32 protein-coding genes and 1 pseudogene are annotated in these 20,763 nt (G+C 46.2%); 3 read left to right on the forward strand and 30 right to left on the reverse strand.

Translation table 11 applies throughout. The annotated features are described in order from the left end of the window. Nucleotides 1-135: 135 nt before the first annotated feature. From F941_RS14755 to F941_RS14895, 30 genes and pseudogenes are all read right to left on the reverse strand, one after another. The gene (locus F941_RS14755; RefSeq protein ID WP_005012952.1) at nucleotides 136-1,626 is read right to left on the reverse strand and encodes a flavin-containing monooxygenase; all 1,491 of its coding nucleotides are present in this window, start codon (nucleotides 1,624-1,626) and stop codon (nucleotides 136-138) included. Nucleotides 1,627-1,825: 199 nt separating this feature from the next. After that, nucleotides 1,826-2,191, reverse strand: coding sequence for a 50S ribosomal protein L17 (gene rplQ / locus F941_RS14765; RefSeq protein WP_005012953.1), 366 nt, complete (start codon nucleotides 2,189-2,191; stop codon nucleotides 1,826-1,828). Nucleotides 2,192-2,209: 18 nt separating this feature from the next. Continuing rightward, on the reverse strand, nucleotides 2,210-3,217 hold the full coding sequence (locus F941_RS14770) for a DNA-directed RNA polymerase subunit alpha (protein ID WP_005012955.1): 1,008 nt from the start codon (nucleotides 3,215-3,217) through the stop codon (nucleotides 2,210-2,212). A 17-nt stretch (nucleotides 3,218-3,234) separates the two neighbouring features. Beyond that, nucleotides 3,235-3,861, reverse strand: a complete 627-nt coding sequence (gene rpsD / locus F941_RS14775) for a 30S ribosomal protein S4 (RefSeq protein WP_004691294.1) — start codon at nucleotides 3,859-3,861, stop codon at nucleotides 3,235-3,237. 12 nt (nucleotides 3,862-3,873) lie between these two features. Continuing rightward, entirely contained in the window at nucleotides 3,874-4,260 is a 387-nt protein-coding gene (gene rpsK / locus F941_RS14780; RefSeq protein WP_001040166.1) for a 30S ribosomal protein S11, read from the reverse strand. Between the two features lie 19 nt (nucleotides 4,261-4,279). Further along, nucleotides 4,280-4,636: a 30S ribosomal protein S13 gene (gene rpsM, locus F941_RS14785; RefSeq protein WP_005012957.1), complete on the reverse strand. Its 357-nt coding sequence runs from the start codon at nucleotides 4,634-4,636 to the stop codon at nucleotides 4,280-4,282. A 107-nt stretch (nucleotides 4,637-4,743) separates the two neighbouring features. Continuing rightward, complete coding sequence (gene rpmJ / locus F941_RS16325) at nucleotides 4,744-4,860, reverse strand: 50S ribosomal protein L36 (RefSeq protein WP_000867907.1); 117 nt, start codon at nucleotides 4,858-4,860, stop codon at nucleotides 4,744-4,746. Nucleotides 4,861-4,880: 20 nt separating this feature from the next. Further along, nucleotides 4,881-6,200: a preprotein translocase subunit SecY gene (gene secY, locus F941_RS14790; RefSeq protein ID WP_171065540.1), complete on the reverse strand. Its 1,320-nt coding sequence runs from the start codon at nucleotides 6,198-6,200 to the stop codon at nucleotides 4,881-4,883. Nucleotides 6,201-6,245: 45 nt separating this feature from the next. After that, nucleotides 6,246-6,686 (reverse strand): 50S ribosomal protein L15, encoded by a 441-nt coding sequence (gene rplO, locus F941_RS14795; RefSeq protein ID WP_005012960.1) that lies wholly within the window; start codon nucleotides 6,684-6,686, stop codon nucleotides 6,246-6,248. 3 nt (nucleotides 6,687-6,689) lie between these two features. Further along, nucleotides 6,690-6,866 (reverse strand): 50S ribosomal protein L30, encoded by a 177-nt coding sequence (rpmD, locus tag F941_RS16330; protein WP_005012961.1) that lies wholly within the window; start codon nucleotides 6,864-6,866, stop codon nucleotides 6,690-6,692. A gap of 6 nt (nucleotides 6,867-6,872) precedes the next feature. Beyond that, complete coding sequence (gene rpsE / locus F941_RS14800; RefSeq protein WP_005012962.1) at nucleotides 6,873-7,370, reverse strand: 30S ribosomal protein S5; 498 nt, start codon at nucleotides 7,368-7,370, stop codon at nucleotides 6,873-6,875. A gap of 2 nt (nucleotides 7,371-7,372) precedes the next feature. Beyond that, nucleotides 7,373-7,723 (reverse strand): 50S ribosomal protein L18, encoded by a 351-nt coding sequence (gene rplR / locus F941_RS14805; RefSeq protein WP_005012963.1) that lies wholly within the window; start codon nucleotides 7,721-7,723, stop codon nucleotides 7,373-7,375. A gap of 14 nt (nucleotides 7,724-7,737) precedes the next feature. Continuing rightward, complete coding sequence (gene rplF, locus F941_RS14810; RefSeq protein WP_005012966.1) at nucleotides 7,738-8,271, reverse strand: 50S ribosomal protein L6; 534 nt, start codon at nucleotides 8,269-8,271, stop codon at nucleotides 7,738-7,740. A gap of 13 nt (nucleotides 8,272-8,284) precedes the next feature. Next, nucleotides 8,285-8,680, reverse strand: a complete 396-nt coding sequence (rpsH, locus tag F941_RS14815) for a 30S ribosomal protein S8 (RefSeq protein WP_005012969.1) — start codon at nucleotides 8,678-8,680, stop codon at nucleotides 8,285-8,287. 10 nt (nucleotides 8,681-8,690) lie between these two features. Next, nucleotides 8,691-8,996 carry a 30S ribosomal protein S14 gene (gene rpsN, locus F941_RS14820; protein WP_005012971.1) on the reverse strand — a complete coding sequence of 102 codons (306 nt, stop codon included), beginning with the start codon at nucleotides 8,994-8,996 and terminating at the stop codon, nucleotides 8,691-8,693. A gap of 9 nt (nucleotides 8,997-9,005) precedes the next feature. Continuing rightward, nucleotides 9,006-9,542: a 50S ribosomal protein L5 gene (rplE, locus tag F941_RS14825; RefSeq protein ID WP_005012973.1), complete on the reverse strand. Its 537-nt coding sequence runs from the start codon at nucleotides 9,540-9,542 to the stop codon at nucleotides 9,006-9,008. 16 nt (nucleotides 9,543-9,558) lie between these two features. Then, nucleotides 9,559-9,876, reverse strand: coding sequence for a 50S ribosomal protein L24 (gene rplX, locus F941_RS14830; RefSeq protein WP_005012975.1), 318 nt, complete (start codon nucleotides 9,874-9,876; stop codon nucleotides 9,559-9,561). Nucleotides 9,877-9,885: 9 nt separating this feature from the next. Beyond that, nucleotides 9,886-10,254, reverse strand: coding sequence for a 50S ribosomal protein L14 (gene rplN, locus F941_RS14835; protein ID WP_005012978.1), 369 nt, complete (start codon nucleotides 10,252-10,254; stop codon nucleotides 9,886-9,888). Between the two features lie 94 nt (nucleotides 10,255-10,348). After that, nucleotides 10,349-10,606 carry a 30S ribosomal protein S17 gene (rpsQ, locus tag F941_RS14840; RefSeq protein ID WP_005012981.1) on the reverse strand — a complete coding sequence of 86 codons (258 nt, stop codon included), beginning with the start codon at nucleotides 10,604-10,606 and terminating at the stop codon, nucleotides 10,349-10,351. Further along, nucleotides 10,603-10,800 (reverse strand): 50S ribosomal protein L29, encoded by a 198-nt coding sequence (gene rpmC / locus F941_RS14845; protein WP_005012982.1) that lies wholly within the window; start codon nucleotides 10,798-10,800, stop codon nucleotides 10,603-10,605. The genes rpsQ and rpmC overlap by 4 nt, the downstream gene beginning before the upstream one ends. Next, nucleotides 10,800-11,213, reverse strand: a complete 414-nt coding sequence (gene rplP, locus F941_RS14850; RefSeq protein ID WP_005012983.1) for a 50S ribosomal protein L16 — start codon at nucleotides 11,211-11,213, stop codon at nucleotides 10,800-10,802. The genes rpmC and rplP overlap by 1 nt, the downstream gene beginning before the upstream one ends. Next, a pseudogene (gene rpsC, locus F941_RS14855) lies at nucleotides 11,153-11,969 on the reverse strand (30S ribosomal protein S3). The gene rplP and the pseudogene rpsC overlap by 61 nt, the downstream one beginning before the upstream one ends. 1 nt (nucleotide 11,970) lies before the next feature. Further along, the gene (gene rplV / locus F941_RS14860; protein ID WP_001982638.1) at nucleotides 11,971-12,300 is read right to left on the reverse strand and encodes a 50S ribosomal protein L22; all 330 of its coding nucleotides are present in this window, start codon (nucleotides 12,298-12,300) and stop codon (nucleotides 11,971-11,973) included. A gap of 9 nt (nucleotides 12,301-12,309) precedes the next feature. Beyond that, on the reverse strand, nucleotides 12,310-12,585 hold the full coding sequence (gene rpsS / locus F941_RS14865; protein ID WP_004281508.1) for a 30S ribosomal protein S19: 276 nt from the start codon (nucleotides 12,583-12,585) through the stop codon (nucleotides 12,310-12,312). A 19-nt stretch (nucleotides 12,586-12,604) separates the two neighbouring features. Continuing rightward, nucleotides 12,605-13,429: a 50S ribosomal protein L2 gene (gene rplB / locus F941_RS14870; protein WP_005012990.1), complete on the reverse strand. Its 825-nt coding sequence runs from the start codon at nucleotides 13,427-13,429 to the stop codon at nucleotides 12,605-12,607. Nucleotides 13,430-13,440: 11 nt separating this feature from the next. Continuing rightward, a complete protein-coding gene (rplW, locus tag F941_RS14875; protein ID WP_005012992.1) occupies nucleotides 13,441-13,761 on the reverse strand; it encodes a 50S ribosomal protein L23 in 321 nt (106 codons plus the stop codon). Further along, complete coding sequence (rplD, locus tag F941_RS14880) at nucleotides 13,758-14,360, reverse strand: 50S ribosomal protein L4 (RefSeq protein ID WP_005012993.1); 603 nt, start codon at nucleotides 14,358-14,360, stop codon at nucleotides 13,758-13,760. Before rplD ends, rplW begins: the two co-directional genes overlap by 4 nt. 11 nt (nucleotides 14,361-14,371) lie before the next feature. Next, nucleotides 14,372-15,010 (reverse strand): 50S ribosomal protein L3, encoded by a 639-nt coding sequence (gene rplC, locus F941_RS14885; RefSeq protein ID WP_005012994.1) that lies wholly within the window; start codon nucleotides 15,008-15,010, stop codon nucleotides 14,372-14,374. A 59-nt stretch (nucleotides 15,011-15,069) separates the two neighbouring features. After that, a complete protein-coding gene (rpsJ, locus tag F941_RS14890; protein ID WP_004725677.1) occupies nucleotides 15,070-15,381 on the reverse strand; it encodes a 30S ribosomal protein S10 in 312 nt (103 codons plus the stop codon). Nucleotides 15,382-15,650: 269 nt separating this feature from the next. Then, nucleotides 15,651-16,388: a type 1 glutamine amidotransferase gene (locus tag F941_RS14895; RefSeq protein WP_005012995.1), complete on the reverse strand. Its 738-nt coding sequence runs from the start codon at nucleotides 16,386-16,388 to the stop codon at nucleotides 15,651-15,653. A gap of 160 nt (nucleotides 16,389-16,548) precedes the next feature. On the opposite strand from F941_RS14895, the gene F941_RS14900 reads away from it, so the two are divergent. The 3 genes from F941_RS14900 (at nucleotide 16,549) to hmpA (ending at nucleotide 20,679) form a co-directional block, all read left to right on the forward strand. Next, nucleotides 16,549-17,751 carry a PLP-dependent transferase gene (locus F941_RS14900; protein ID WP_005012997.1) on the forward strand — a complete coding sequence of 401 codons (1,203 nt, stop codon included), beginning with the start codon at nucleotides 16,549-16,551 and terminating at the stop codon, nucleotides 17,749-17,751. An 18-nt stretch (nucleotides 17,752-17,769) separates the two neighbouring features. Next, nucleotides 17,770-19,320, forward strand: a complete 1,551-nt coding sequence (locus F941_RS14905; RefSeq protein WP_005013001.1) for a helicase HerA-like domain-containing protein — start codon at nucleotides 17,770-17,772, stop codon at nucleotides 19,318-19,320. Between the two features lie 150 nt (nucleotides 19,321-19,470). Continuing rightward, entirely contained in the window at nucleotides 19,471-20,679 is a 1,209-nt protein-coding gene (gene hmpA / locus F941_RS14910; RefSeq protein ID WP_005013003.1) for an NO-inducible flavohemoprotein, read from the forward strand. Nucleotides 20,680-20,763 lie beyond the last annotated feature (84 nt).

The following is a 20,763-nucleotide window of genomic DNA, read 5'->3' on the forward strand; positions in this document are numbered from 1 at the left end:
CGAATCTAGCAAATATTTTGACAAATTTTAATCTTCAAAACCTGACCACTCGGGTCATAGATTGAAAGCATTTTCGAACTTATAAATAAAAAAAGGGAGCCTTGAGCCTCCCTTTAAAATACAAACATACTACGATTAAGAAGCTATTCGAGGCTTAGCAGCGGCCTTAGATGACTTCTTTTTAAACTTCAAAATACGGTCTTCAAAACTGGCCTTTTTAAGCGCTTTGCGGTCAGCCAAATAATTATTGGTCACATGCCAAGGCCCGCTTTTGCCCTGTTTCGGCATAGAGTCCGCGGCACGGGCAATATAGCCAGAGCTCAAACTGCCCATCACCGTATCCTGTTCAAGCTGCGTAGCATCCCCTTCCGCAATCACCTGATCATACTGATTGGCATCCATATAGTTCAGCAAGCGGCAAATATATTCAGATGCGATATCCACTTTCAGCGTCCACGACGCATTGATGTAGCCAATAATCATCGCCATATTCGGCACATCACTCACCATAATCCCTTGATACAGCATATGCTGCGAAGTATTCAGCGGCTTGCCGTCAATTGAAGCCTGAATGCCGCCTAGGATCTGAATATTCAGCCCTGTGGCCGATACAATAATATCAGCGTCCAGATGCTTGCCGGACTTCAGCAGAATGCCATGTTCAGTAAAGCGCTCAATTTGATCCGTTTCAACACTGGCGCGCCCTTCACGCAGGATTTTAAACAAATCGCCATCAGGCACAACGCATAAACGCTGATCCCAAGGGTTATATGTTGGAGTAAAGTGTTTCATATCCACTTTGCCTTTTAGCTGCAGCTCAATGGATTTCAGTAAAAATTTACGCAACAGTTTGGGCTGCTTCTGCGCAACGGCATAAACAGCCCGCTGTACGCCGATGTTGCGGGCACGCGTTAATTTATATGCGGCATCTTCAGGCAAAATTTTACGCATTTTGTCGTAAATCATATCTACAGATGGAATAGATGCAATATAAGTTGGAGAACGCTGCAGCATGGTCACATGCCCCGCGCCCCCTTTGGCCATAGCAGGCACAAGCGTAATCGCAGTCGCGCCGCTGCCGATAATCACCACCTTCTTGCCGCTGTAATCCAGATTTTCAGGCCAATGCTGCGGATGAATAAACTGGCCTTTGAATTGCGCTTGATTTGGAAAATCGGGCTGAAAACCCTGATCATAATTATAATAGCCGGTACAGCCCAGCACAAAGTTCGCAATCCATGTTTCTTTTTGCTGCTTGCTGTTTTCAATCTCAACCTGCCACTTGCGGCTGGCGGAATCATAGTTCGCTGATAGCACCCGGTGCTGAAAATGAATTTTCTGCTTTAATCGAAACTCATCTAAAACTTCTGCCAAATAGCCTTTAATTGCGGAACCATCCGCTAAAACACTGGCTTTTTTCCATGGCTTAAAATTAAAGCCAAACGTTGACATGTCAGAGTCAGAACGGATGCCTGGATACTTAAACAAATCCCATGTGCCGCCAAAGCTTTCGCGGCGCTCAATAATTTCAAACGATCTCTGCGGGCAGCTTTTTGCCAAATGCGCGGCAATACCAATACCCGAAATACCGGCACCGACAATCAGAATATCAACATTTTTTTGCATATTGTTCTTTTAACCTGTTTCAACTTTATGATTTTATTAAAGCACAATTTTGACAATACACAATGTCAAGTTGATATAAAACAGCGCGTTTTTCTTATCATTTTGGGACAAAATAAAGAATTGCCTGACAATCGGGCAATAAAAAAGGCTGGTTTTGCAACCAGCCTTCTAGAACAGCAAACGCTATTCTTGGGCGAAATTAGTTAACTTCGCGATCTACAAGCTCAACGTAAGCCATCGGTGCAGCATCACCTGCACGGAAGCCCGCTTTAAGCACACGTAGATAACCGCCGTTACGTTCTTTGTAACGAGGGCCAAGAACGGTAAATAATTTACCAACAGTTGCTGCTGAACGAGTACGAGCAAACGCTAAACGGCGGTTTGCTACAGAATCGACTTTAGCTAAAGTGATTAAAGGCTCAGCTACACGACGCAACTCTTTCGCTTTAGGCACAGTTGTTTTAATCAACTCGTGCTCAAACAAAGAGTTTGCCATGTTTTGGAACATCGCTTTACGATGACTGCTTGTACGGCCTAATTTCACACCACTATTACGATGACGCATGGTGATAGTCCTACTTAATTAACGGCTGCGGTAGGCAAAGCGGTCGTCCATGCGTAAACTAGCTGGTGGCCAGTTTTCTAAACGCATGCCGAGCTGCAAGCCCTTCGAAGCTAGAACATCTTTAATCTCAGTCAACGATTTTTTACCTAAGTTAGGAGTTTTTAACAACTCAACTTCAGTGCGTTGAACAAGATCGCCAATGTAGTAAATATTTTCTGCTTTCAAACAGTTAGCAGAACGAACAGTAAGCTCTAGATCATCTACTGGACGAAGCAAGATTGGATCAACTTCTTCACGAGGCTCTTGAGCAACTGGCGCCTGGTCTTTCTGAAGGTCAACGAAAATCGCAATTTGCTGCTGCAAAATAGTCGCAGCTTTGCGGATCGCTTCTTCAGGATCAACAGTACCATTTGTTTCAAGATCAATGATCAATTTATCAAGATCCGTACGCTGTTCTACACGAGCATTTTCAACTGTGTAAGACACGCGCTTGATCGGGCTGTAAGAGGCATCCAGCTGCAGGCGGCCCACTGGACGAGTTTCGCCCTCTGGGAAGCGTGAGTCAGAAGTCTCATAGCCGCGGCCTTGAGCAACTTTCAGGCGCATCTTAAGATTGCCTGAGGCACTTAGAGTGCCGATCACATGTTCAGGGTTAACCACTTCAACATTATGAGGTAAACGAAGGTCGGCAGCAGTTACGTCGCCAGGACCTTGTTTTTCTAATGTCAAATAAGCTTCATTTTGATCGAACAGCTTAATAGACAATCCTTTCAGGTTCAGCAAGAGCTCGACGATGTCCTGCTGCAAGCCTTCCAAAGTACTGTACTCGTGCTCGACACCTTCAATTTCAACTTCAACCACGGCAGCGCCAGGTAAAGAAGAAAGTAGGATGCGACGTAAAGCATTGCCCAGAGTGTGGCCAAAACCACGCTCTAAAGGTTCTAGAATAACTTTTGCCGAGGTCCCGCTTGCCGCTTCGACTTTAATCGCTTGCGGTGTTAGAAACTCATTTGCAGTACGCGTCATTATTGCTACCTCAAGGATTATTTAGAATACAATTCTACAATCAAGCTTTCGTTGATTTCAGCAGGTAAATCAGAACGATCTGGTGCAGCTTTAAAAGTACCTTCCAGCTTAGAATGATCAATTTCCATCCAAGAAGGAATACCACGTTGAGCGGCTAATTCAACAGCGTTTTTGATACGCAATTGCTGTTTAGCGCCTTCGTGAACTGCAATCACGTCACCCGCTTTAACTTGGATAGACGCGATGTTAACGCGGCGGCCATTTAAAGTGATTGAACGGTGAGATACCAGCTGACGAGCTTCTGCACGTGTAGAACCAAAACCCATGCGATAAACAACGTTATCCAGGCGGCTTTCAAGCAATTTCAACAAGTTCTCACCTGTTGCGCCTTTAACACGAGCAGCTTCTTTGTAGTAGTTACTAAATTGACGCTCTAAAACACCGTACATGCGACGTACTTTTTGTTTTTCACGTAATTGTAGTGAATACTCAGACTGTTTTCCGCCACGAGCTCCGCCATGCTGGCCAGGAGCTTTAGCAGCTTTTTTAGTTTTGACGTCAAAAGGTTTAACGCCAGATTTTAATTGCAGGTCTGTCCCTTCGCGGCGAGAGAGTTTGCATTTTGGACCAATATAACGAGCCATGAATGTTTCTCCTTACACGCGACGTTTTTTAGGTGGACGGCAACCGTTGTGCGGGATTGGCGTCACATCGGTAATGCTGTTAATTTTATAACCCACTGCACCTAAAGCACGAACCGCAGATTCACGACCAGGACCAGGACCTTTTACAAGGACGTCCAAGTTTTTCAAACCGTAGTCTAAAGCAGCTTTACCAGCAACTTCAGCAGCTACCTGAGCAGCAAACGGAGTTGATTTACGTGATCCACGGAAGCCTTGTCCACCAGAGGTAGCCCAAGCCAGTGCATTACCTTGACGATCGGTAATAGTCACAATGGTGTTATTAAAAGAAGCGTGAATGTGTGCAACACCTTCAGAGACGGTACGAGTGACCTTCTTGCGTGTGCGAGTATCTTTAGCCATCTTTTAGCTTCCAGAAATCTTATTTCTTAATTGGTTTGCGCGGACCTTTACGGGTACGTGCGTTAGTTTTGGTGCGTTGACCGCGGACAGGCAAGCTGCGACGATGACGAAGACCGCGGTAGCAGCCTAAATCCATTAAACGTTTGATGTTCATGGAAATTTCGCGACGTAAGTCACCTTCGGTCGGAACCTTAGCAACTTCTGCACGAATCGCATCAAGCTGAGCGTCGTCTAATTCACGGATCTTAGTAGTAGTAGCGATGCCAGCAGCAGCTAAGATGTTCTTAGCAGTGTGACGGCCAATACCGAAGATATACGTGAGAGAGATAACAGCATGCTTGTTATCCGGAATGTTTACACCGGCAATACGAGCCATTCAATTTTCTCCAAAAAGGCAGTTAAGACAATCAACCGCCCCACAAAAATCTTGAGGGGCGGATAATAACCTAATTAGCCTACTGAAATCAACAGGTCTTGATCAGATTAACCTTGACGCTGCTTATGACGAGGTTCTGCGCTGCAAATTACGCGAATAACCCCATTACGACGGATAACTTTACAGCTACCACAAATTTTCTTTACAGAAGCTTGTACTTTCATGATGAAACCTCTAAGTGCGCTTATCCCTTAGGATGAGCAGTCGTTTTTCTCATTAACGATTGATTGTCGTACTGATGCGAAGTCAAATGGGCTTGAAGCTGAGCCATGAAGTCCATAACAACCACCACAACGATCAGTAAAGATGTTCCGCCCAAGCTGAATGGAATACCAAACGAGCTTTGCAAGATCATCGGCATTAAACAGATGATTGTGATGTAAATCGCACCGATAAACGTCAACCGGTTGAGAATATGATCTAAGTAACGAGCAGTTTGCTCTCCTGGACGAATACCCGGCACATAAGCTCCGCTGCGTTTAAGGTTCTCTGACACTTCTTTCGGGCTGAAAACCAGCGCAGTATAGAAATAGCAGAAGAAGATAATTAACGCACCAAAGAGCACCAAATATAACGGCTGTCCAGGTGACAATACGAGCGCCAAATCTTGCAGGCTTCGCTTGATAACTCCAGCATTCGGATCAGCGCTTCCTACCCACTGGCCTAAGCTCGCAGGGAACAAAAGCAATGAGCTGGCAAAAATTGCCGGAATTACACCCGCCATATTAATCTTTAATGGCAAATGTGACTGCTGAGCAGAAAATACGCGGCGGCCTTGCTGCTTTTGCGCATAGTTTACTGGGATGCGCCGCTGCGCCTTCTCAATAAACACAATCGCAGCCAGCACAGCTAAGGACAGCAGGCCAAAAATAGCCAGCCCAATTAAGCTGGTTTGGCCATTGTCTGTAGAGGATAAAGACCGCAGAACTAAGTTCGGCAGGCCTGCAACAATACCGGCGAAGATGATCATGGAAATACCATTCCCGACTCCGCGTTCAGTAATTTGCTCACCCAGCCACATCAGGAACATTGTCCCTGCCACCAGTGAAGTGACTGCTGGAACGTAGAAGGCCAAACCAGAGTTCAAGGTAATCCCTTGACTGATTAAGCCTGCACACATTCCGACAGCCTGCACGAGTGCAAGAAACAGCGTGCCTTGACGCGTATACTGATTAATCTTGCGCTTGCCCTGTTCACCTTCTTTTTTCAAAGCTTCAAGTGACGGAATCACTGTAGACATCAGCTGCACAATAATAGACGCTGAAATATACGGCATGATTCCCAAAGCAAGAATTGACATCCGCTCTAATGCGCCGCCAGAAAACATGTTAAACAAACCAAGGATTGTTCCCTGGTTTGCATTAAACAGATTTTCTAGAGCCGCATTATTAATGCCCGGCACTGGAATATGCGCTCCTAGCCGAAAAACCAGCAAAGCACCAATGAGGAACATCATTCGGCGTATGATTTCACGGTATTTCACATGAAACGGCTGACCTTTCATCATATTGACATGACCTGAAGAACTAGGAGTCATAGACACTGGGAATTACTCCTCGACTTTACCGCCAGCAGCTTCAACAGCAGCTTTAGCGCCTTTAGTCAATGCAACACCTTGAACAGTGAAAGCACGAGTAATTTCACCAGAAAGTACGATACGCGCACGCAACATATCTTTACGCACAACGTTAGCAGCTTTTAAAGTTTCAAGTGAAACAAGATCACCTTCAACTTTAGCAAGTTCTGATAAACGTACTTCAGCAGTTTTCAAAGCCAACTGGCTAGTGAAACCGAACTTAGGCAAACGGCGATATAGCGCAGTTTGACCGCCTTCGAAACCAGGACGTGTACCACCGCTCTTACGTGAGTTTTGACCTTTGACACCACGGCCACCAGTCTTACCAACGCCAGAACCGATACCACGGCCTAGACGAAGGTTGTCACGCTTAGCGCCTTCTGCTGGCGCAATTGTATTTAAACGCAGAGTCATGGCTTATTCCTCTACACTAACCATATAGTAGACTTGGTTGATCATACCGCGGTTAGAAGGTGTATCTTGAACTTCTACAGTATGACCAATACGACGCAGACCTAAACCTTTAAGGCTAAGCTTGTGATTTTTCAAGCGGTGCGATGAAGATTTAGTCTGGGTAACTTTAATCGTTTTCATGATTGATTACCCTTGAATTTGTTCTACAGAAAGACCGCGTTTAGCAGCAACTTTCTCTGGAGAAGTCATATCGCGCAGACCGTTAAAAGTCGCGTTTACAACGTTCGCAGCGTTTGTAGAACCATAACATTTTGTCAACACGTTACGTACGCCAACAGCTTCTAAAACTGCACGCATAGCGCCACCAGCGATTACACCAGTACCTTCAGAAGCAGGCTGCATGTAAACACGGCTAGCACCGTGACGAGCATTAATAGGATGCTGAACAGTACCGTCAACAAGATCAACAGTAATCATGTTGCGACGAGCAGCTTCAAGCGCTTTAGAAATAGCAGCCGGAACTTCACGCGCTTTACCGCGACCAAAACCTACGCGACCATTACCGTCACCTACCACAGTCAATGCTGTGAAAGAGAAGATACGACCACCCTTAACAACTTTGGCTACACGATCAACGGCAACCAGCTTTTCAACAAGACCTTCGTTTTGTTCAACTTTAGCCATGATTAGAACTCCAAGCCGTTTTCACGAGCAGCATCAGCCAAGGCTTTGATACGACCATGATATTTAAAACCAGAACGGTCAAATGCAACTTTAGTAACGCCAGCTGCTTTAGCACGTTCTGCGATTAAAGCACCTACTTTTTGAGCTGCTTCAACATTACCAGTTGTACCAGCACGTAGAGTAGCGTCTAAAGTAGAAGCTTGCGCTAATACTTTGCCACCATCTGCTGAAATAACTTGAGCATAGATGTGACGCGGAGTGCGGTTTACACACAAACGAGTCGCACCCAATGCACGGATGTGCAAGCGTGTGCTTTTCGCACGACGCAAACGGGTTTGTTTCTTTTCGTTCATAAGAACCTCGCGCCTTATTTCTTCTTAGCTTCTTTACGAAGTACAACTTCGTCAGAATAACGAACACCTTTACCTTTATAAGGCTCTGGCGGACGGTAACCACGGATTTCTGCAGCAACTTGACCCAAAGCAGCTTTATCAGCTGATTTAAGCACGATTTCTGTTGCAGTCGGAGTTTCAGCAGTTACACCTTCTGGAAGGTTGTAATCAATCGGGTGAGAGAAACCAAGGTTAAGGTTAACAACATTACCTTTAACCGCAGCTTTATAACCTACACCGATAAGCTGCAACTTACGTTCGAAGCCTTCGCTAACACCTTTTACAAGGTTGTTTAACACAGCGCGAGCAGTACCAGCTTGCATCCAAGCGTCTTTCGACTCAGCTTTTGGAGCAATCGCTAAAATACCGTCTTCCTGTTTAAGCTCGACCAGCGCATGCAGGTTGAAAGACAACGTACCTTTGCTGCCTTTCACTTCGACCTGCCGGCCGTTCTGAGTAACTGTTACACCGTTAGGTACAGTTACTGGGGCTTTAGCCACACGAGACATGAGGAATCACCTATTAAGAAACAAAAGCAATAACTTCACCACCGATACCTGCAGCACGTGCAGCGCGATCAGTCATGATGCCTTTGCTTGTAGAAACAATTGCAATACCCAAACCTTGCTTAACGCTCGGAAGTGCATCTTTACCGCGGTATTGGCGAAGGCCTGGACGGCTTACGCGCTTAACAGTATCGATTACTGGCTTGCCTTCGAAATATTTTAAAGTAATAGTCAAAGTAGCTTTGCCTTCATTGTCAGCAACTTCTACATTTGAAATATAACCTTCTTGTTGAAGTACGTTCGCAATCGCAACTTTCAACTTAGAATTTGGCATAGAAACAGTTTGTTTCTTCGCCATTTGTGCGTTACGAACACGTGTTAGCATGTCGGCAACGGTATCTTGCATACTCATATATTGCTCCTTACCAGCTTGCCTTAACAACGCCCGGTACATCACCTTGCATTACTGTTTCACGCAGTTTGTTGCGGCTTAAGCCGAACTTGCGGAAAAAGCCATGAGGACGACCAGTTAAACCACAACGGTTACGCAGACGTACTGGAGATGCATTACGTGGTAATGCTTGAAATTTCATCATCGCTTCGAAACGTTCTTCGTCTGATGCATTTACGTTTGCAATAATTGCTTTTAATTCAGCACGTTTTGCAGCATATTTAGCAACAGTTTTTTCGCGTTTCAATTCGCGATTAATCATGCCTTTCTTAGCCATATCGACCTCTTATTTGAACGGGAAGCCGAATGCACGCATAAGCGCACGGCCTTCGTCATCGGTGCGAGCAGTCGTAGTAATGGTAATATCCATACCACGAATACGATCAATCTTATCAAAATCGATTTCAGGGAACATGATTTGTTCCTTGAGACCCATTGAGTAGTTACCACGACCATCGAATGATTTCGCAGAAAAACCGCGGAAGTCACGAATACGAGGGATCGCAATAGAGATCAAACGGTCTAAGAATTCATACATGCGTTCGCCGCGTAAAGTAACTTTACAGCCGATCGGCCAACCATCACGGATTTTAAAACCAGCGATAGATTTGCGCGCTAATGTAAGAACTGGTTTTTGACCAGCAATCGCTTGCATATCAGCAAGAGCACCATCAAGGAGTTTTTTGTCAGCAGACGCTGCGCCAACACCCATGTTGATGGTGATTTTAGTGATGCGAGGGATCTCCATCACATTTTTAACGGCTAAAGTCTCTTGTAGCTGAGCTTTAAGTTCGTCGTTGTAACGTGTTTTAAGTCTGGCCATTGCCTATTTCAACCTATTACTTCGCTACCGCCACTGATTCACCATTTGACTTGTAAACGCGAGTTTTCACGCCTTCAGTCACTTGGTAACCAACACGGTCAGCCTTTTGGGTTGCAGCATTAAAAATTGCCACGTTTGAGATGTGAAGCGAAGCTTCCTGTGTAACTACAGCGCCTTCAGCACCTGTTGCACGGTTCGGCTTTTGATGCTTCTTAACCAAGTTAAGGCCTTCAACCATAACACGGTCATTAGAAACAGACAAAACTGTACCTTGTTTGCCTTTTTCTTTACCTGCGATCACAATTACTTGATCGCCTTTTTTAATCTTAGCCATGATCGCCTCTTATAGAACTTCAGGAGCCAGTGAAATAATTTTCATGAACTGTTCAGTACGAAGTTCACGAGTCACTGGTCCGAAAATACGAGTTGCAATCGGCGCTTTGTTGTTGTTCAAAATAACAGCTGCGTTATCGTCGAAACGGATAACAGAACCATCTGCACGACGGATGCCGAATTTTGTACGTACAACAACAGCATTCATCACGTCACCTTTTTTAACACGTGCGCGCGGAATAGCTTCTTTTACAGTAACTTTAATAATGTCGCCAACAGAAGCATAACGACGATGTGAACCACCAAGTACTTTAATACATTGTACGCGGCGAGCACCACTGTTGTCTGCTACGTCTAGCATACTTTCGGTTTGAATCATTGCCCTACTCCAAAACCGAGTCGCATCACCGGTCGCAATTTCGAAAGGCTCAAAGAGTACTCGAAATTGACCAATGATGCAACCAGAACGTTAATTACTCAGCTGCAGCTTCAATAACTGAAACTAAAGTCCAAGACTTAGTTTTAGACATTGGGCGGCATTCTTTGATGGTTACAACATCGCCAGTTTTAGCAGTGTTGTTCTCATCATGAGCGTGTAATTTAGTTGAACGGCGGATTGATTTGCCATACAACGGGTGTTGAACGCGGCGTTCGATAAGTACAACGATAGACTTGTCCATCTTGTCGCTTACAACTTTGCCGGTTAACGTGCGAACTGTTTGTTCACTCATTGTCCGTTCCCCTGTTTTTCGGTTAGGAGTGTCTTGATGCGAGCAATAGTTTTACGAGTAAGCGCAACTTCGTGCGATTTACCCAATTGACCAGTTGCTTTCGCCATACGAAGACGGAATTGGTTAAGCTGTTGCTCATCAAGCAAAGCTGTCAACTCTTCTACCGACTTTTCACGTAGATCATTAGTTTTCATTACATTACCGTCCGAGTCACGATAGTGGTTTTAAACGGAAGCTTAGCAGCTGCAAGCGTAAACGCTTCGCGAGCCAATTCTTCGCTAACACCATCAATTTCGTACAAGACTTTACCTGGTTTGATTTGGCAAACCCAGTATTCCACAGAACCTTTACCTTTACCCATACGAACTTCTAATGGTTTTTCAGTAATTGGCTTGTCAGGGAAAACACGGATAAAGATCTTACCACCACGCTTAATACGACGGCTGATTGTACGACGCGCTGCTTCAATTTGACGCGCTGTCATTTGGCCGCGCTCAATTGATTTAAGCGCAATAGTACCAAAAGATACAGAGCTACCGCGGTGCGCTAGGCCAGTGTTACGGCCTTTTTGCACTTTACGGAATTTAGTACGTTTAGGTTGCAACATGGATTATTCTCCTTTTTCAGCAGAACGATCATTGCGACGACCACGACGCTCTTGACCTTCACCACGACCGCGACCGCGTTTAGCTGGACGTTCTTCAGCTGGAGCCGGGTTCATGACTTGTTTCATGCCACCCAGGATCTCGCCGCGGAATACCCATACTTTAACGCCGATCGTACCGTAAGTAGTCTCAGCACGCATAGTAGCATAGTCGATGTCAGCACGAAGCGTATGCAAAGGAACACGTCCTTCACGATACCATTCAGTACGAGCAATCTCAGCACCGCCAAGACGGCCTGAAACTTCAACTTTGATACCTTTAGCGCCAGCACGCATAGAGTTTTGCACCGCACGCTTCATAGCGCGGCGGAACATTACGCGTTTTTCCAATTGAGAAGCAATTGCTTCAGCAACTAAACGAGCGTCTAAGTCTGGGCGATCGATTTCGTTGATGCTTACTTGCGCAGGAACACCCATAATGGCTGTTAATTCGCGTTGTAATTTCTCAATGTCTTCGCCTTTTTTACCGATCACGATACCTGGACGGGCAGTGCTAATCGTAATTTTAGCAGCGCCTGTAGGACGTTCGATAAGAATATTGCTGATCATTGCATTCTTAAGTTTTTTAGTTAAAAACTCACGAACTTGAAGATCTTTAAGCAAGTATTCAGCGTATTGTTTCGGACTCGCATACCAGTTGGCGTTATGACGTTTTACAACACCAAGGCGGATACCGATTGGATGAACCTTCTGACCCATATCAAACCCCTACCTTAACGGTAATGTGACAAGTACGCTTAGTAATACGATCTGCACGGCCTTTAGCACGCGGCATAATACGTTTCAGGCTCATGCCTTCATCAACGTAAATCGTAGAAACTTTAAGGTCGTCTACATCTAAACTGTTATTGTGTTCAGCGTTTGCAATCGCAGATTCCAATGCTTTTTTAACCAAAACCGCAGCTTTTTTGTTGCTGAAGTTTAAGATATTTAAAGCATGCGCAACAGATTTGCCGCGAATAAGGTCTGCAACCAAACGTGCTTTTTGTGCCGAGATAGCGGCACCGCGTAATTTAGCAGTAACTTCCATCATAGCACCTTAACGTTTAGACTTCTTGTCAACACCGTGACCACGATAGGTACGAGTTGGCGCGAATTCACCTAGTTTGTGACCAACCATGTGTTCAGATACGATCACTGGAACATGGTTACGGCCATTATGGACAGAAATTGTTAAACCAACAAAATCCGGGAGGATCATCGAACGACGCGACCAAGTTTTGATCGGCTTACGGTTATTAGCCGCGATAGCCGCTTCAACCTTAGCGAACAAGTGCGCATCGACGAATGGGCCTTTTTTCAGAGAACGAGGCATTGTCAGATTCCTTTACTTGTTACTTAACGCGACGGTCGCGAATGATCATCTTAGTCGTACGCTTATTGGTACGTGTCTTGTACCCTTTAGCTTTTTGACCCCATGGGCTTACAGGTTGAATACCTTTGTTACGCCCTTCACCACCACCATGTGGATGGTCAACTGGGTTCATCGCCATACCGCGAACAGTAGGACGAACGCCACGCCAGCGTGATGCACCTGCTTTACCAAGTGAACGAAGGTTGCTTTCTGAGTTAGAAACTTCGCCTAACACAGCACGGCATTCAACATGTACTTTACGCATTTCACCTGAACGAAGGCGAATGATTGCGTAAGAACCGTCACGACCCAACAATTGAGCAGAAGTACCAGCAGAACGTACTAATTGTGCGCCTTTACCGATTTTAAGCTCGATGTTGTGAAGAGTAGAACCGATTGGCATGTTGCGAAGCGGCAAGCAGTTACCTGGACGAATTGGAGCATCGTTACCAGACTGAACTGAATCACCAGCGCGAAGGCCTTTAGGTGCAATAATATAGCGACGCTCACCGTCAGCATATTTCAAAAGAGCAATATGCGAAGTACGGTTAGGATCGTATTCAATACGTTCAACTACAGCTGGGATGCCGTCTTTGTTACGTTTGAAGTCAACAAGGCGGTAGTGCTGTTTATGGCCACCACCAACGTGACGAGTCGTAATGTGACCATTGTTGTTACGGCCGCCAGTACGTTTTTTAGCTTCAACCAACGGTGCATAAGGAGCGCCTTTGTGAAGATGGTCGTGAACGACTTTCTCTACAAAGCGGCGGCCCGGAGACGTTGGCTTACATTTTTGAATAGGCATAATTTTCGTCCTTATTCCGCTGCGTTTTCAGCGGTATCGCCCAAGTCAGCCATTTCAACATCTTGGCCAGCTTTCAGGGTGACGTATGCTTTTTTAACATCAGAACGGCGTCCTAATGTCTTACCAAAGCGCTTAGTCTTACCTTTAGTGATCGTCGTGTTAACTTTAACAACTTGAACACCAAATAGTTGCTCTACTGCTTTTTTGATTTCAAGTTTGTTTGCATCAAGTGCAACTTTAAAAACTTGAACACCAGCAGTTTCGCCTAAAACTTGTGCTTTTTCTGAGAATACAGGCCCTTGCAGGACTTGATAGATACGTTCGTTGTTCATCCGAGTTCTACCTCAATTTTCTTAGCAGCAGCTACAGACATAACAACTTTGTCAAACGCAATCAAGCTAACAGGATCAATTGCAGCAGCATCAACCACATCAACGTGTGGAATGTTGCGAGCAGCAAGATACAAGTTCTCATCAACAGCATCTGTAACGATTAATGCGCGAGTTGCATTTAAGTCGTTAAGTTTTGCAAGCAATTCTTTAGTTTTCGGAGCAGCTACAGCAAACTCTTCAACCAAAACTAAGCGATCTTGACGAACAAGTTCAGCTAGGATGCATTGCATAGCACCGCGGTACATTTTACGGTTAACTTTTTGAGACCAGTCTTGTGGACGAGCAGCAAAAGTTTTACCGCCGCCAACCCAGATTGGGCTACGAATAGAACCGGCACGTGCACGGCCAGTACCTTTTTGACGGAATGGCTTTTTGCCGCCGCCAGATACATCGCCACGTGACTTTTGAGCTTTAGAACCTTGACGGCCGCCAGCTAAGTAAGCTGTAACTACTTGGTGTACAAGAGCTTCGTTAAACTCACGTCCGAAAGCAACTTCTGACAGTTCAACAGCAGAGCCGGAAACAGTATTTAAATTCATAATATTTCCCCTCAGGCCTTGATCGTAGGGCGAACAGTTACGTCGCCGCCAGTAGCACCAGGAACCGCGCCTTTAACAACTAGAACTGAACGTTCAACGTCGATAGCAACGATCTCAAGACCCTGTGTAGTTACGCGTTCAGCACCTAAATGGCCAGCCATTTTTTTGCCTTTGAATACGCGACCAGGAGTCTGGTTTTGACCAGTAGAACCTAAAACACGGTGAGAAACTGAGTTACCGTGTGTAGCATCTTGCGTACGGAAGTTCCAACGCTTAACACCACCTTGGAAACCTTTACCTTTAGATGTACCAGTTACGTCAACAACTTGACCCACTGTGAACAACTCAACGGTAAGCGTGCTGCCAACTTCACGACCTTCAAGATCAGCTTCTGTAGCGCGGAATTCTTGAACCAAACGGCCAGCAGCAACACCAGCTTTCGCGAAGTGGCCTTTTTGAGCGTTAGTTACGCGAGATTCGCGACGTTCACCAGTAGTGATTTGAATCGCTTGATAACCATCAGTTTCAAGCGTTTTGATTTGAGTGATGCGGTTAGGATCAACCTCAATCACTGTTACAGGCACAGAAACACCAGCATCTGTAAAGATGCGTGTCATACCGCACTTGCGACCGACTAAACCAATAGCCATGTGCATAAACCTCTAAAAAAGCGGCTTAATTAACTTAGAGCGTTAATTAACCGAAAGCCTTAACCCAATGCGATCTGTACGTCAACACCAGCTGCAAGATCCAACTTCATCAATGCATCAACAGTTTTATCTGTAGGTTGAACGATGTCGATCAAACGTTTGTAAGTGCGGATCTCGTATTGGTCACGCGCATCTTTGTTAACGTGTGGTGAAGTAAGAACGTTAAAACGCTCGATGCGTGTAGGCATCGGAATAGGACCGCAAACTTGCGCGCCAGTACGTTTTGCTGTTTCTACGATCTCTTGAGAAGATTGATCAATTAGACGGTGATCAAAAGACTTAAGACGGATACGGATTCTCTGGTTAGACATACCAGTTAACTCCAAGCCAAAAATATAAAGAATCACCCTTGACGCATCTCACCCCACTAAAAATAAGGCAAGTGTCAAAGGCAGTGAATTATCACTAAGGTCACGATCGATGCCGCGACTGTCACGATGTTAACTGCTTTATTCGCAGCCAACCCCCTTTCATTAAAGGGTCGCTCATTATATCCATTGTTTAATGCATAAGCAAATATCTTTTCCTCTTTTTACATAATTTTAGAAATCTCTTTGCAGAAGAATCGCCTGTATTTTGCTCAGCATGCCGTTTTTCTCAGCACGTATTCTATTGCTTTATTTAATAATTGATTTCCTTGAAGAAATTTCTCTTTGGCAGATTTTTTAAGTTCATCCTCGCTTTGCTGGCAGACGCCATTAAATAGAGCCAACTCTTCATCATCTTCAAGAAATAGCGCCAAAGCCTCAGGCGTAATTTCCGGGTGAAACTGAAAGCCCAGCACATTTTTTCCAATTTGATACATTTGATTGCGGCAGGCTTCATTTTCCGCCAAATGCACTGCCCCTTTAGGAATTTCAAACGTTTCAGAATGCCACTGCATCACATTGAATTGTTCCGGCAACTGAAAGCACTCATCCGGGACAAAATTTATCTTTCGAACCGTGGTCCAGCCCAATTCCTGCGCGGCGCTCTTACTGACCGCCGCGCCCAGCGCATTGGCAATCAGCTGCCCGCCTAAACATAAGCCTATCGCCGGCTTGCCTAGCGCCAAATAGCGCCTGAGCCAGCGTTTTTCTATCTTCAGCCAAGGATAATTGGCTTCATCATTCACGCTCATTGTTCCGCCCATAATAATGAGCAGGTCTACATCCTCCACATGCGGCAACGCCTCGATGTCGAGCGCCAAATCGACAGGAAGCGCAAAAAACTCTGTCGCCGTCATGCGCGCATTCATTTCCTTCAAATATGAATAACAGCTTCCGAACCCTTCACCAGCAATATGCTGAAAATAATGTACTTTCAAATGCGGCTTCATGCGCCATCCCTATTGTTGTAGCTATAGGGTTGCTTTTGCAAAAATGAAGCCAACTTTATCCCGGCTTTGCCGTTTTTAAACAATTCAAACAATCAGTGGCGAAAATCAGAGTGATCTCTTAAGCTTAGAATGAATATTCACCCTATTTTAGAGCTGTACTGTGAAAAAAACCCCTCAAACTGCATTAATCCATGCACCACGAAAAGCCCCGCAATTCATCTCTACAGTACAGCCTCCCCTATTTCGTGCATCCACCATCATTTTTGACAATACCGATGCCCTATTTAATCGCCATTGGACTGAACGCTATGATTACAGTTACGGCACGCACGGCACACCAACCACTTTTACGCTAGGCGATAATATTGCGCAGATTGAAGGCGGTGAATTCAGCCTTTTGGCGCCCAGCGGACTGTCCGCCATCAATTTGGTGAATTCCTGCTTTCTCGCGCAAGGCGATGAAGTCTGGGTGGCGGATAACATCTATGGGCCGAACATGGAGCATCTGCGCAATCTGCAAACGCGATACGGCATTGCGGTGAAGGTCTATAATCCAATCGACGCAGAGACTTTTCAGCCCTCAGCAAAAGCCAAACTGATCTGGCTGGAAGCTGCAGGTTCGGTGACTTTAGAATTTCCAGACTTAACTGGCCTGGTTAAAAAGGCCAAAGCACAAAGCATCCTGACCGCACTGGACAATACCTGGGGGGCGGGCCTCGCCTTCAATGCCTTTGATTTTGGCAATGAACACCTGAATGTTGATATCAGCGTGCATGCCCTAACCAAATACCCAAGCGGCGGCGGTGATATTTTAATGGGTTCCGTGGTCACCCGAGATGAAAAACTCCATCATCAGCTCTTCCGCATGCATGCGCTGCAGGGCATTTCCATCTCAGGCGATGACGCAGCGCAAATCCAGCGCAGCCTAGCCTCGATGCAAATCCGCTATGAGCATCAATCGCGCAGCGCAATGACCTTGATGCATTGGCTGAAACAGCAGCCCGAGTTTATTCAGATCCTGCATCCCGCGGATGAAGCTTCTGCAGGACATCCATACTGGAAAGAAATTTGCGCTATAGGGCAAAGCGCAGGCTTGGTCAGCGTAATTTTCAAGCCTGAATATGACTTAAAGGCGGTCCGCGCTTTTTGCGATGCCCTTACTCTATTTAAACTGGGTTTCAGCTGGGGCGGCCCGGTCAGCCTTGTCATGCTCTACGACCTGAAAGACATGCGGGTATTGGCGCATACACATTTACAACAAGGTTTATTGGTGCGCTTCTGCATAGGGCTGGAACATCCGCAAGATTTAATTCAAGATATAGAAAACGCGTTAAAACAAATGAAAACACCGCAAAACGAATAAATCAAAACAGGACTATTTATGGGAACACCTATCGCCATTGCCAAAAAAACCGCCAATACGCAGCAGGATATTGTCCTGCATTCACAATTCGCCAACCGCCATGGCCTAATTGCCGGTGCAACAGGTACAGGTAAAACTGTGACCCTGAAAGTATTGGCGGAAAGCTTTTCCCGCATCGGTGTTCCTGTATTTTTAGCCGATGCCAAAGGCGATGTTTCCAGCCTCGCCAAAGCCGGCGAAAGCAATGCTAAATTTAATGAGCGGCTCAAAATACTGAATATTGAGTCCATCCCGTTCTCCTCTTCCCCTGTGGTGTTCTGGGATCTGTTTGGCGTGCAGGGCCATCCCATCCGCACCACCGTGTCTGAGATTGGCCCGCTGCTGTTGGCGCAAATGCTGAATTTGAACGATACGCAGGAAGGCGTGCTGTCCGCAGTATTCCGCATTGCCGATGATCAAGGCTTACTGCTGATAGATTTCAAAGATCTGAAGTCCATGATCAGCTATGTGACGGAACATGCTGCTGAATTTAAAGCGGAGTACGGCAACCTGTCTCCGGCCAGCCTTGGCGCGATTCAGCGCAATCTGCTGGCGCTGGCCGATCAGGGCGGCGATCAGTTCTTTGGCGAACCCAGCCTGAATATTCTGGACTTCATTCAAACTGACAGCCAGGGCCGCGGCAACATCAATCTTTTGGCCGCAGACAAGCTGATGAACACCCCAAAACTGTACGCCACTTTCCTGCTGTGGATGCTGTCCGAACTGTTTGAACAGCTGCCGGAAGTGGGCGATATGGACAAGCCCAAACTGGTCTTCTTCTTTGATGAGGCGCATTTGCTGTTTGATAATGCCAGCGCGGCGCTGCAGGAAAAAATTGAACAGGTGGTGCGCCTGATCCGCTCCAAAGGCGTCGGCATTTATTTTGTTACGCAAAACCCGCTGGATCTGCCGGAAAGTGTTTTAGGCCAGCTGGGCAACCGGGTGCAGCATGCGCTCCGCGCTTTCACTCCAAAAGATCAGAAAGCGGTCAAAACGGCTGCGGATACCTTCCGCGCCAACCCTGAATTCAAAGTGAATCAAGCCATTACCGAGCTGGGGGTTGGTGAAGCCCTGATCAGCTGCCTGGATGAGCAAGGCACGCCGCAAATGGTTGAACGCGGCTGGGTGATGCCGCCGTACTCATCCTTTACCCCCATCAGCCTCGAAGAGCGCAAGGCCCTTATGGCGCAAAGCATCGTGACAGGCATTTATGAACAGCACCTGGACCGTGAGAGCGCATTTGAATTATTGCAGCAAAAAGTCGCTGACCGCCAGCAGCAGGCTGTTCAGGCCGAACAGGATAAAGCGCAGGCCAAAGAACAGGAAGCCTTAGCAAAGCAGCAGGCGCGCGAACAGGAGCGCATTGCCCGCGAACAGGCTAAGGAAAATGAACGCGCCGCCAAACAGCGTGAGAAACTGATTCAGGATACCGTGGGCACCTTTGCCAAAAGCGCAGCCAGAAGCCTGGGCGGCTCAACAGGACAGAAAATTGTCCGCGGGCTGCTGGGCTCCCTATTCGGCAGCAAATAATCTAAAAGCTCAATCAATAAAGGTAAAATTATGGGATATTTTTATATCCCATAATTTTTTTATGGTTTTTATTAAAAGATGTATTGCCAATACATCTTTTAATATGTATTTTAAATACATCTTATAAATAACCGCCATGAGAGATCAGCTATGACTCCGCAGCAAATTGACCTTGTAAAAGCTACCGTTCCTGTACTGCGTGAAAATGGTGTCGCGCTGACAGGCTATTTCTATAACCGCATGCTGGGCAACAATCCGGACTTGAAAGAAACTTTCAACATGGGGCATCAGCGCAGCGGCGCTCAAGCGCAGGCCTTGGCAGGTGCTGTGTTGGCTTATGCAGAAAACATTGAAGATCCATCTGTGCTTTTACCTGTGGTTGAGCTGATTGCGCATAAGCATGTCAGCCTGAACATTCAAGCGCCTGATTACAATATTGTCGGTGAAAATCTGCTGCACTCCATCAGTGAAGTGCTCAGCATCTCCATGGAAGATCCGCTGATTGACGCATGGGCTGCCGCTTATGGCCAGCTGGCTGACTTATTCATCAGCACTGAAAAAGCCATTTACGATCAGCACGAACAAACCAAAGGCAGCTGGCTAGGCTGGCGCAATTTTAAAATTGCCAAAAAAGTGAAGGAAAGCGATGAAATCACTTCATTCTATTTGGCGCCTGCCGATGGCGGCGATTTGCCCAAATATGAAGCGGGACAATATATTTCTGTGCGTGTCCTTGTGCCTGAACTGGGCTTAAAGCAGCCGCGCCAATACACCCTTTCTACCAGCCCTCAGGCAGACTATTTGCGCATTTCGGTAAAGCGCGAAGATGAAAAAGCCGGCTTGGCGGCAGGCTGGGTCTCAAATACCCTGCACAGTCTGGCAGAAGGCGCTGAAATTGAAGTGTCTGCGCCGACGGGCAACTTCTATCTGATTGACCCGAATAAGCGCAATGTGTTTATCAGCGGCGGCGTAGGCCTGACCCCAATGATTGCCATGCTGAATCAGCTGGTGACTTTAGATATGCCGCAGCCGGTGACCTTTATTCATGCCTGCCGCAGCAAGCAAGTGCATGCCATGAAGCAGCATATTCATGACTTGAAGGCAAAATACCCACGCTTAACAACAGTGACTGCCTACGAGTTCCCGCATGCCAGCGACACATTAGGTGAAGACTACGAAATCGAAGGCCGTTTAGACCTCAGCAAAATTGACAGCGCTTTACTGCCGGCCAATGCAGACTATTACCTGTGCGGCCCGATGCCGTTTATGGCTGAACAGCACAAGGCCCTGGTTGCCCGCGGCATTCCAGCTGAGAACATCCACAGCGAGGCTTTCGGCACGGGCGGTGTTAAACACTAACCTGCGCGTCAGCCTGAAATAGACAGAGGGTTAGTTTAGGTGTGCTAGACTAACCCTAATTTATTTCCCCTAAATTTACAGTAT

It is taken from the genome of Acinetobacter bouvetii DSM 14964 = CIP 107468 (assembly GCF_000368865.1).
Taxonomy (GTDB): domain Bacteria; phylum Pseudomonadota; class Gammaproteobacteria; order Pseudomonadales; family Moraxellaceae; genus Acinetobacter; species Acinetobacter bouvetii.

What these genes read in the sequence shown, in the direction of transcription:
- F941_RS14895 (WP_005012995.1), bottom strand. Translation starts at nt 16,388, where the DNA reads ATGAAGCCGCATTTGAAAGTACATTATTTTCAGCATATTGCTGGTGAA.
- hmpA (WP_005013003.1), top strand. Translation starts at nt 19,471, where the DNA reads ATGACTCCGCAGCAAATTGACCTTGTAAAAGCTACCGTTCCTGTACTG.
- rplP (WP_005012983.1), bottom strand. Translation starts at nt 11,213, where the DNA reads ATGTTGCAACCTAAACGTACTAAATTCCGTAAAGTGCAAAAAGGCCGT.
- secY (WP_171065540.1), bottom strand. Translation starts at nt 6,200, where the DNA reads ATGAAAGGTCAGCCGTTTCATGTGAAATACCGTGAAATCATACGCCGA.
- rplO (WP_005012960.1), bottom strand. Translation starts at nt 6,686, where the DNA reads ATGACTCTGCGTTTAAATACAATTGCGCCAGCAGAAGGCGCTAAGCGT.
- rpsH (WP_005012969.1), bottom strand. Translation starts at nt 8,680, where the DNA reads ATGAGTATGCAAGATACCGTTGCCGACATGCTAACACGTGTTCGTAAC.
- F941_RS14905 (WP_005013001.1), top strand. Translation starts at nt 17,770, where the DNA reads ATGGGAACACCTATCGCCATTGCCAAAAAAACCGCCAATACGCAGCAG.
- rplR (WP_005012963.1), bottom strand. Translation starts at nt 7,723, where the DNA reads ATGAACGAAAAGAAACAAACCCGTTTGCGTCGTGCGAAAAGCACACGC.
- rplX (WP_005012975.1), bottom strand. Translation starts at nt 9,876, where the DNA reads ATGGCTAAGATTAAAAAAGGCGATCAAGTAATTGTGATCGCAGGTAAA.
- rpsQ (WP_005012981.1), bottom strand. Translation starts at nt 10,606, where the DNA reads ATGAGTGAACAAACAGTTCGCACGTTAACCGGCAAAGTTGTAAGCGAC.
- rplN (WP_005012978.1), bottom strand. Translation starts at nt 10,254, where the DNA reads ATGATTCAAACCGAAAGTATGCTAGACGTAGCAGACAACAGTGGTGCT.
- rpsS (WP_004281508.1), bottom strand. Translation starts at nt 12,585, where the DNA reads ATGCCTCGTTCTCTGAAAAAAGGCCCATTCGTCGATGCGCACTTGTTC.
- rpsJ (WP_004725677.1), bottom strand. Translation starts at nt 15,381, where the DNA reads ATGTCTAACCAGAGAATCCGTATCCGTCTTAAGTCTTTTGATCACCGT.
- rplW (WP_005012992.1), bottom strand. Translation starts at nt 13,761, where the DNA reads ATGAACAACGAACGTATCTATCAAGTCCTGCAAGGGCCTGTATTCTCA.
- rplF (WP_005012966.1), bottom strand. Translation starts at nt 8,271, where the DNA reads ATGTCTCGTGTGGCTAAAGCCCCAGTAACTGTACCTAACGGTGTAACA.
- rpsM (WP_005012957.1), bottom strand. Translation starts at nt 4,636, where the DNA reads ATGGCTCGTATTGCCGGTGTAAACATTCCGGATAACAAGCATGCTGTT.
- rpsK (WP_001040166.1), bottom strand. Translation starts at nt 4,260, where the DNA reads ATGGCTAAAGATACTCGCACACGCAAGAAGGTCACTCGTACCGTCTCT.
- rpmJ (WP_000867907.1), bottom strand. Translation starts at nt 4,860, where the DNA reads ATGAAAGTACAAGCTTCTGTAAAGAAAATTTGTGGTAGCTGTAAAGTT.
- rplB (WP_005012990.1), bottom strand. Translation starts at nt 13,429, where the DNA reads ATGCCTATTCAAAAATGTAAGCCAACGTCTCCGGGCCGCCGCTTTGTA.
- rplE (WP_005012973.1), bottom strand. Translation starts at nt 9,542, where the DNA reads ATGGCCAGACTTAAAACACGTTACAACGACGAACTTAAAGCTCAGCTA.
- rplC (WP_005012994.1), bottom strand. Translation starts at nt 15,010, where the DNA reads ATGGCTATTGGTTTAGTCGGTCGCAAGTGCGGTATGACACGCATCTTT.
- rplV (WP_001982638.1), bottom strand. Translation starts at nt 12,300, where the DNA reads ATGGAAGTTACTGCTAAATTACGCGGTGCCGCTATCTCGGCACAAAAA.
- rplD (WP_005012993.1), bottom strand. Translation starts at nt 14,360, where the DNA reads ATGAATTTAAATACTGTTTCCGGCTCTGCTGTTGAACTGTCAGAAGTT.
- rpsD (WP_004691294.1), bottom strand. Translation starts at nt 3,861, where the DNA reads ATGGCTCGTTATATTGGTCCAAAATGCAAACTCTCTCGCCGCGAAGGG.
- F941_RS14770 (WP_005012955.1), bottom strand. Translation starts at nt 3,217, where the DNA reads ATGACGCGTACTGCAAATGAGTTTCTAACACCGCAAGCGATTAAAGTC.
- F941_RS14755 (WP_005012952.1), bottom strand. Translation starts at nt 1,626, where the DNA reads ATGCAAAAAAATGTTGATATTCTGATTGTCGGTGCCGGTATTTCGGGT.
- rpsE (WP_005012962.1), bottom strand. Translation starts at nt 7,370, where the DNA reads ATGGCTAAAGTTGAACAAAACGAAGGTCTTGTTGAAAAGCTGGTTGCC.
- rpsN (WP_005012971.1), bottom strand. Translation starts at nt 8,996, where the DNA reads ATGGCTAAGAAAGGCATGATTAATCGCGAATTGAAACGCGAAAAAACT.
- rpmD (WP_005012961.1), bottom strand. Translation starts at nt 6,866, where the DNA reads ATGAAAACGATTAAAGTTACCCAGACTAAATCTTCATCGCACCGCTTG.
- rplQ (WP_005012953.1), bottom strand. Translation starts at nt 2,191, where the DNA reads ATGCGTCATCGTAATAGTGGTGTGAAATTAGGCCGTACAAGCAGTCAT.
- rpmC (WP_005012982.1), bottom strand. Translation starts at nt 10,800, where the DNA reads ATGAAAACTAATGATCTACGTGAAAAGTCGGTAGAAGAGTTGACAGCT.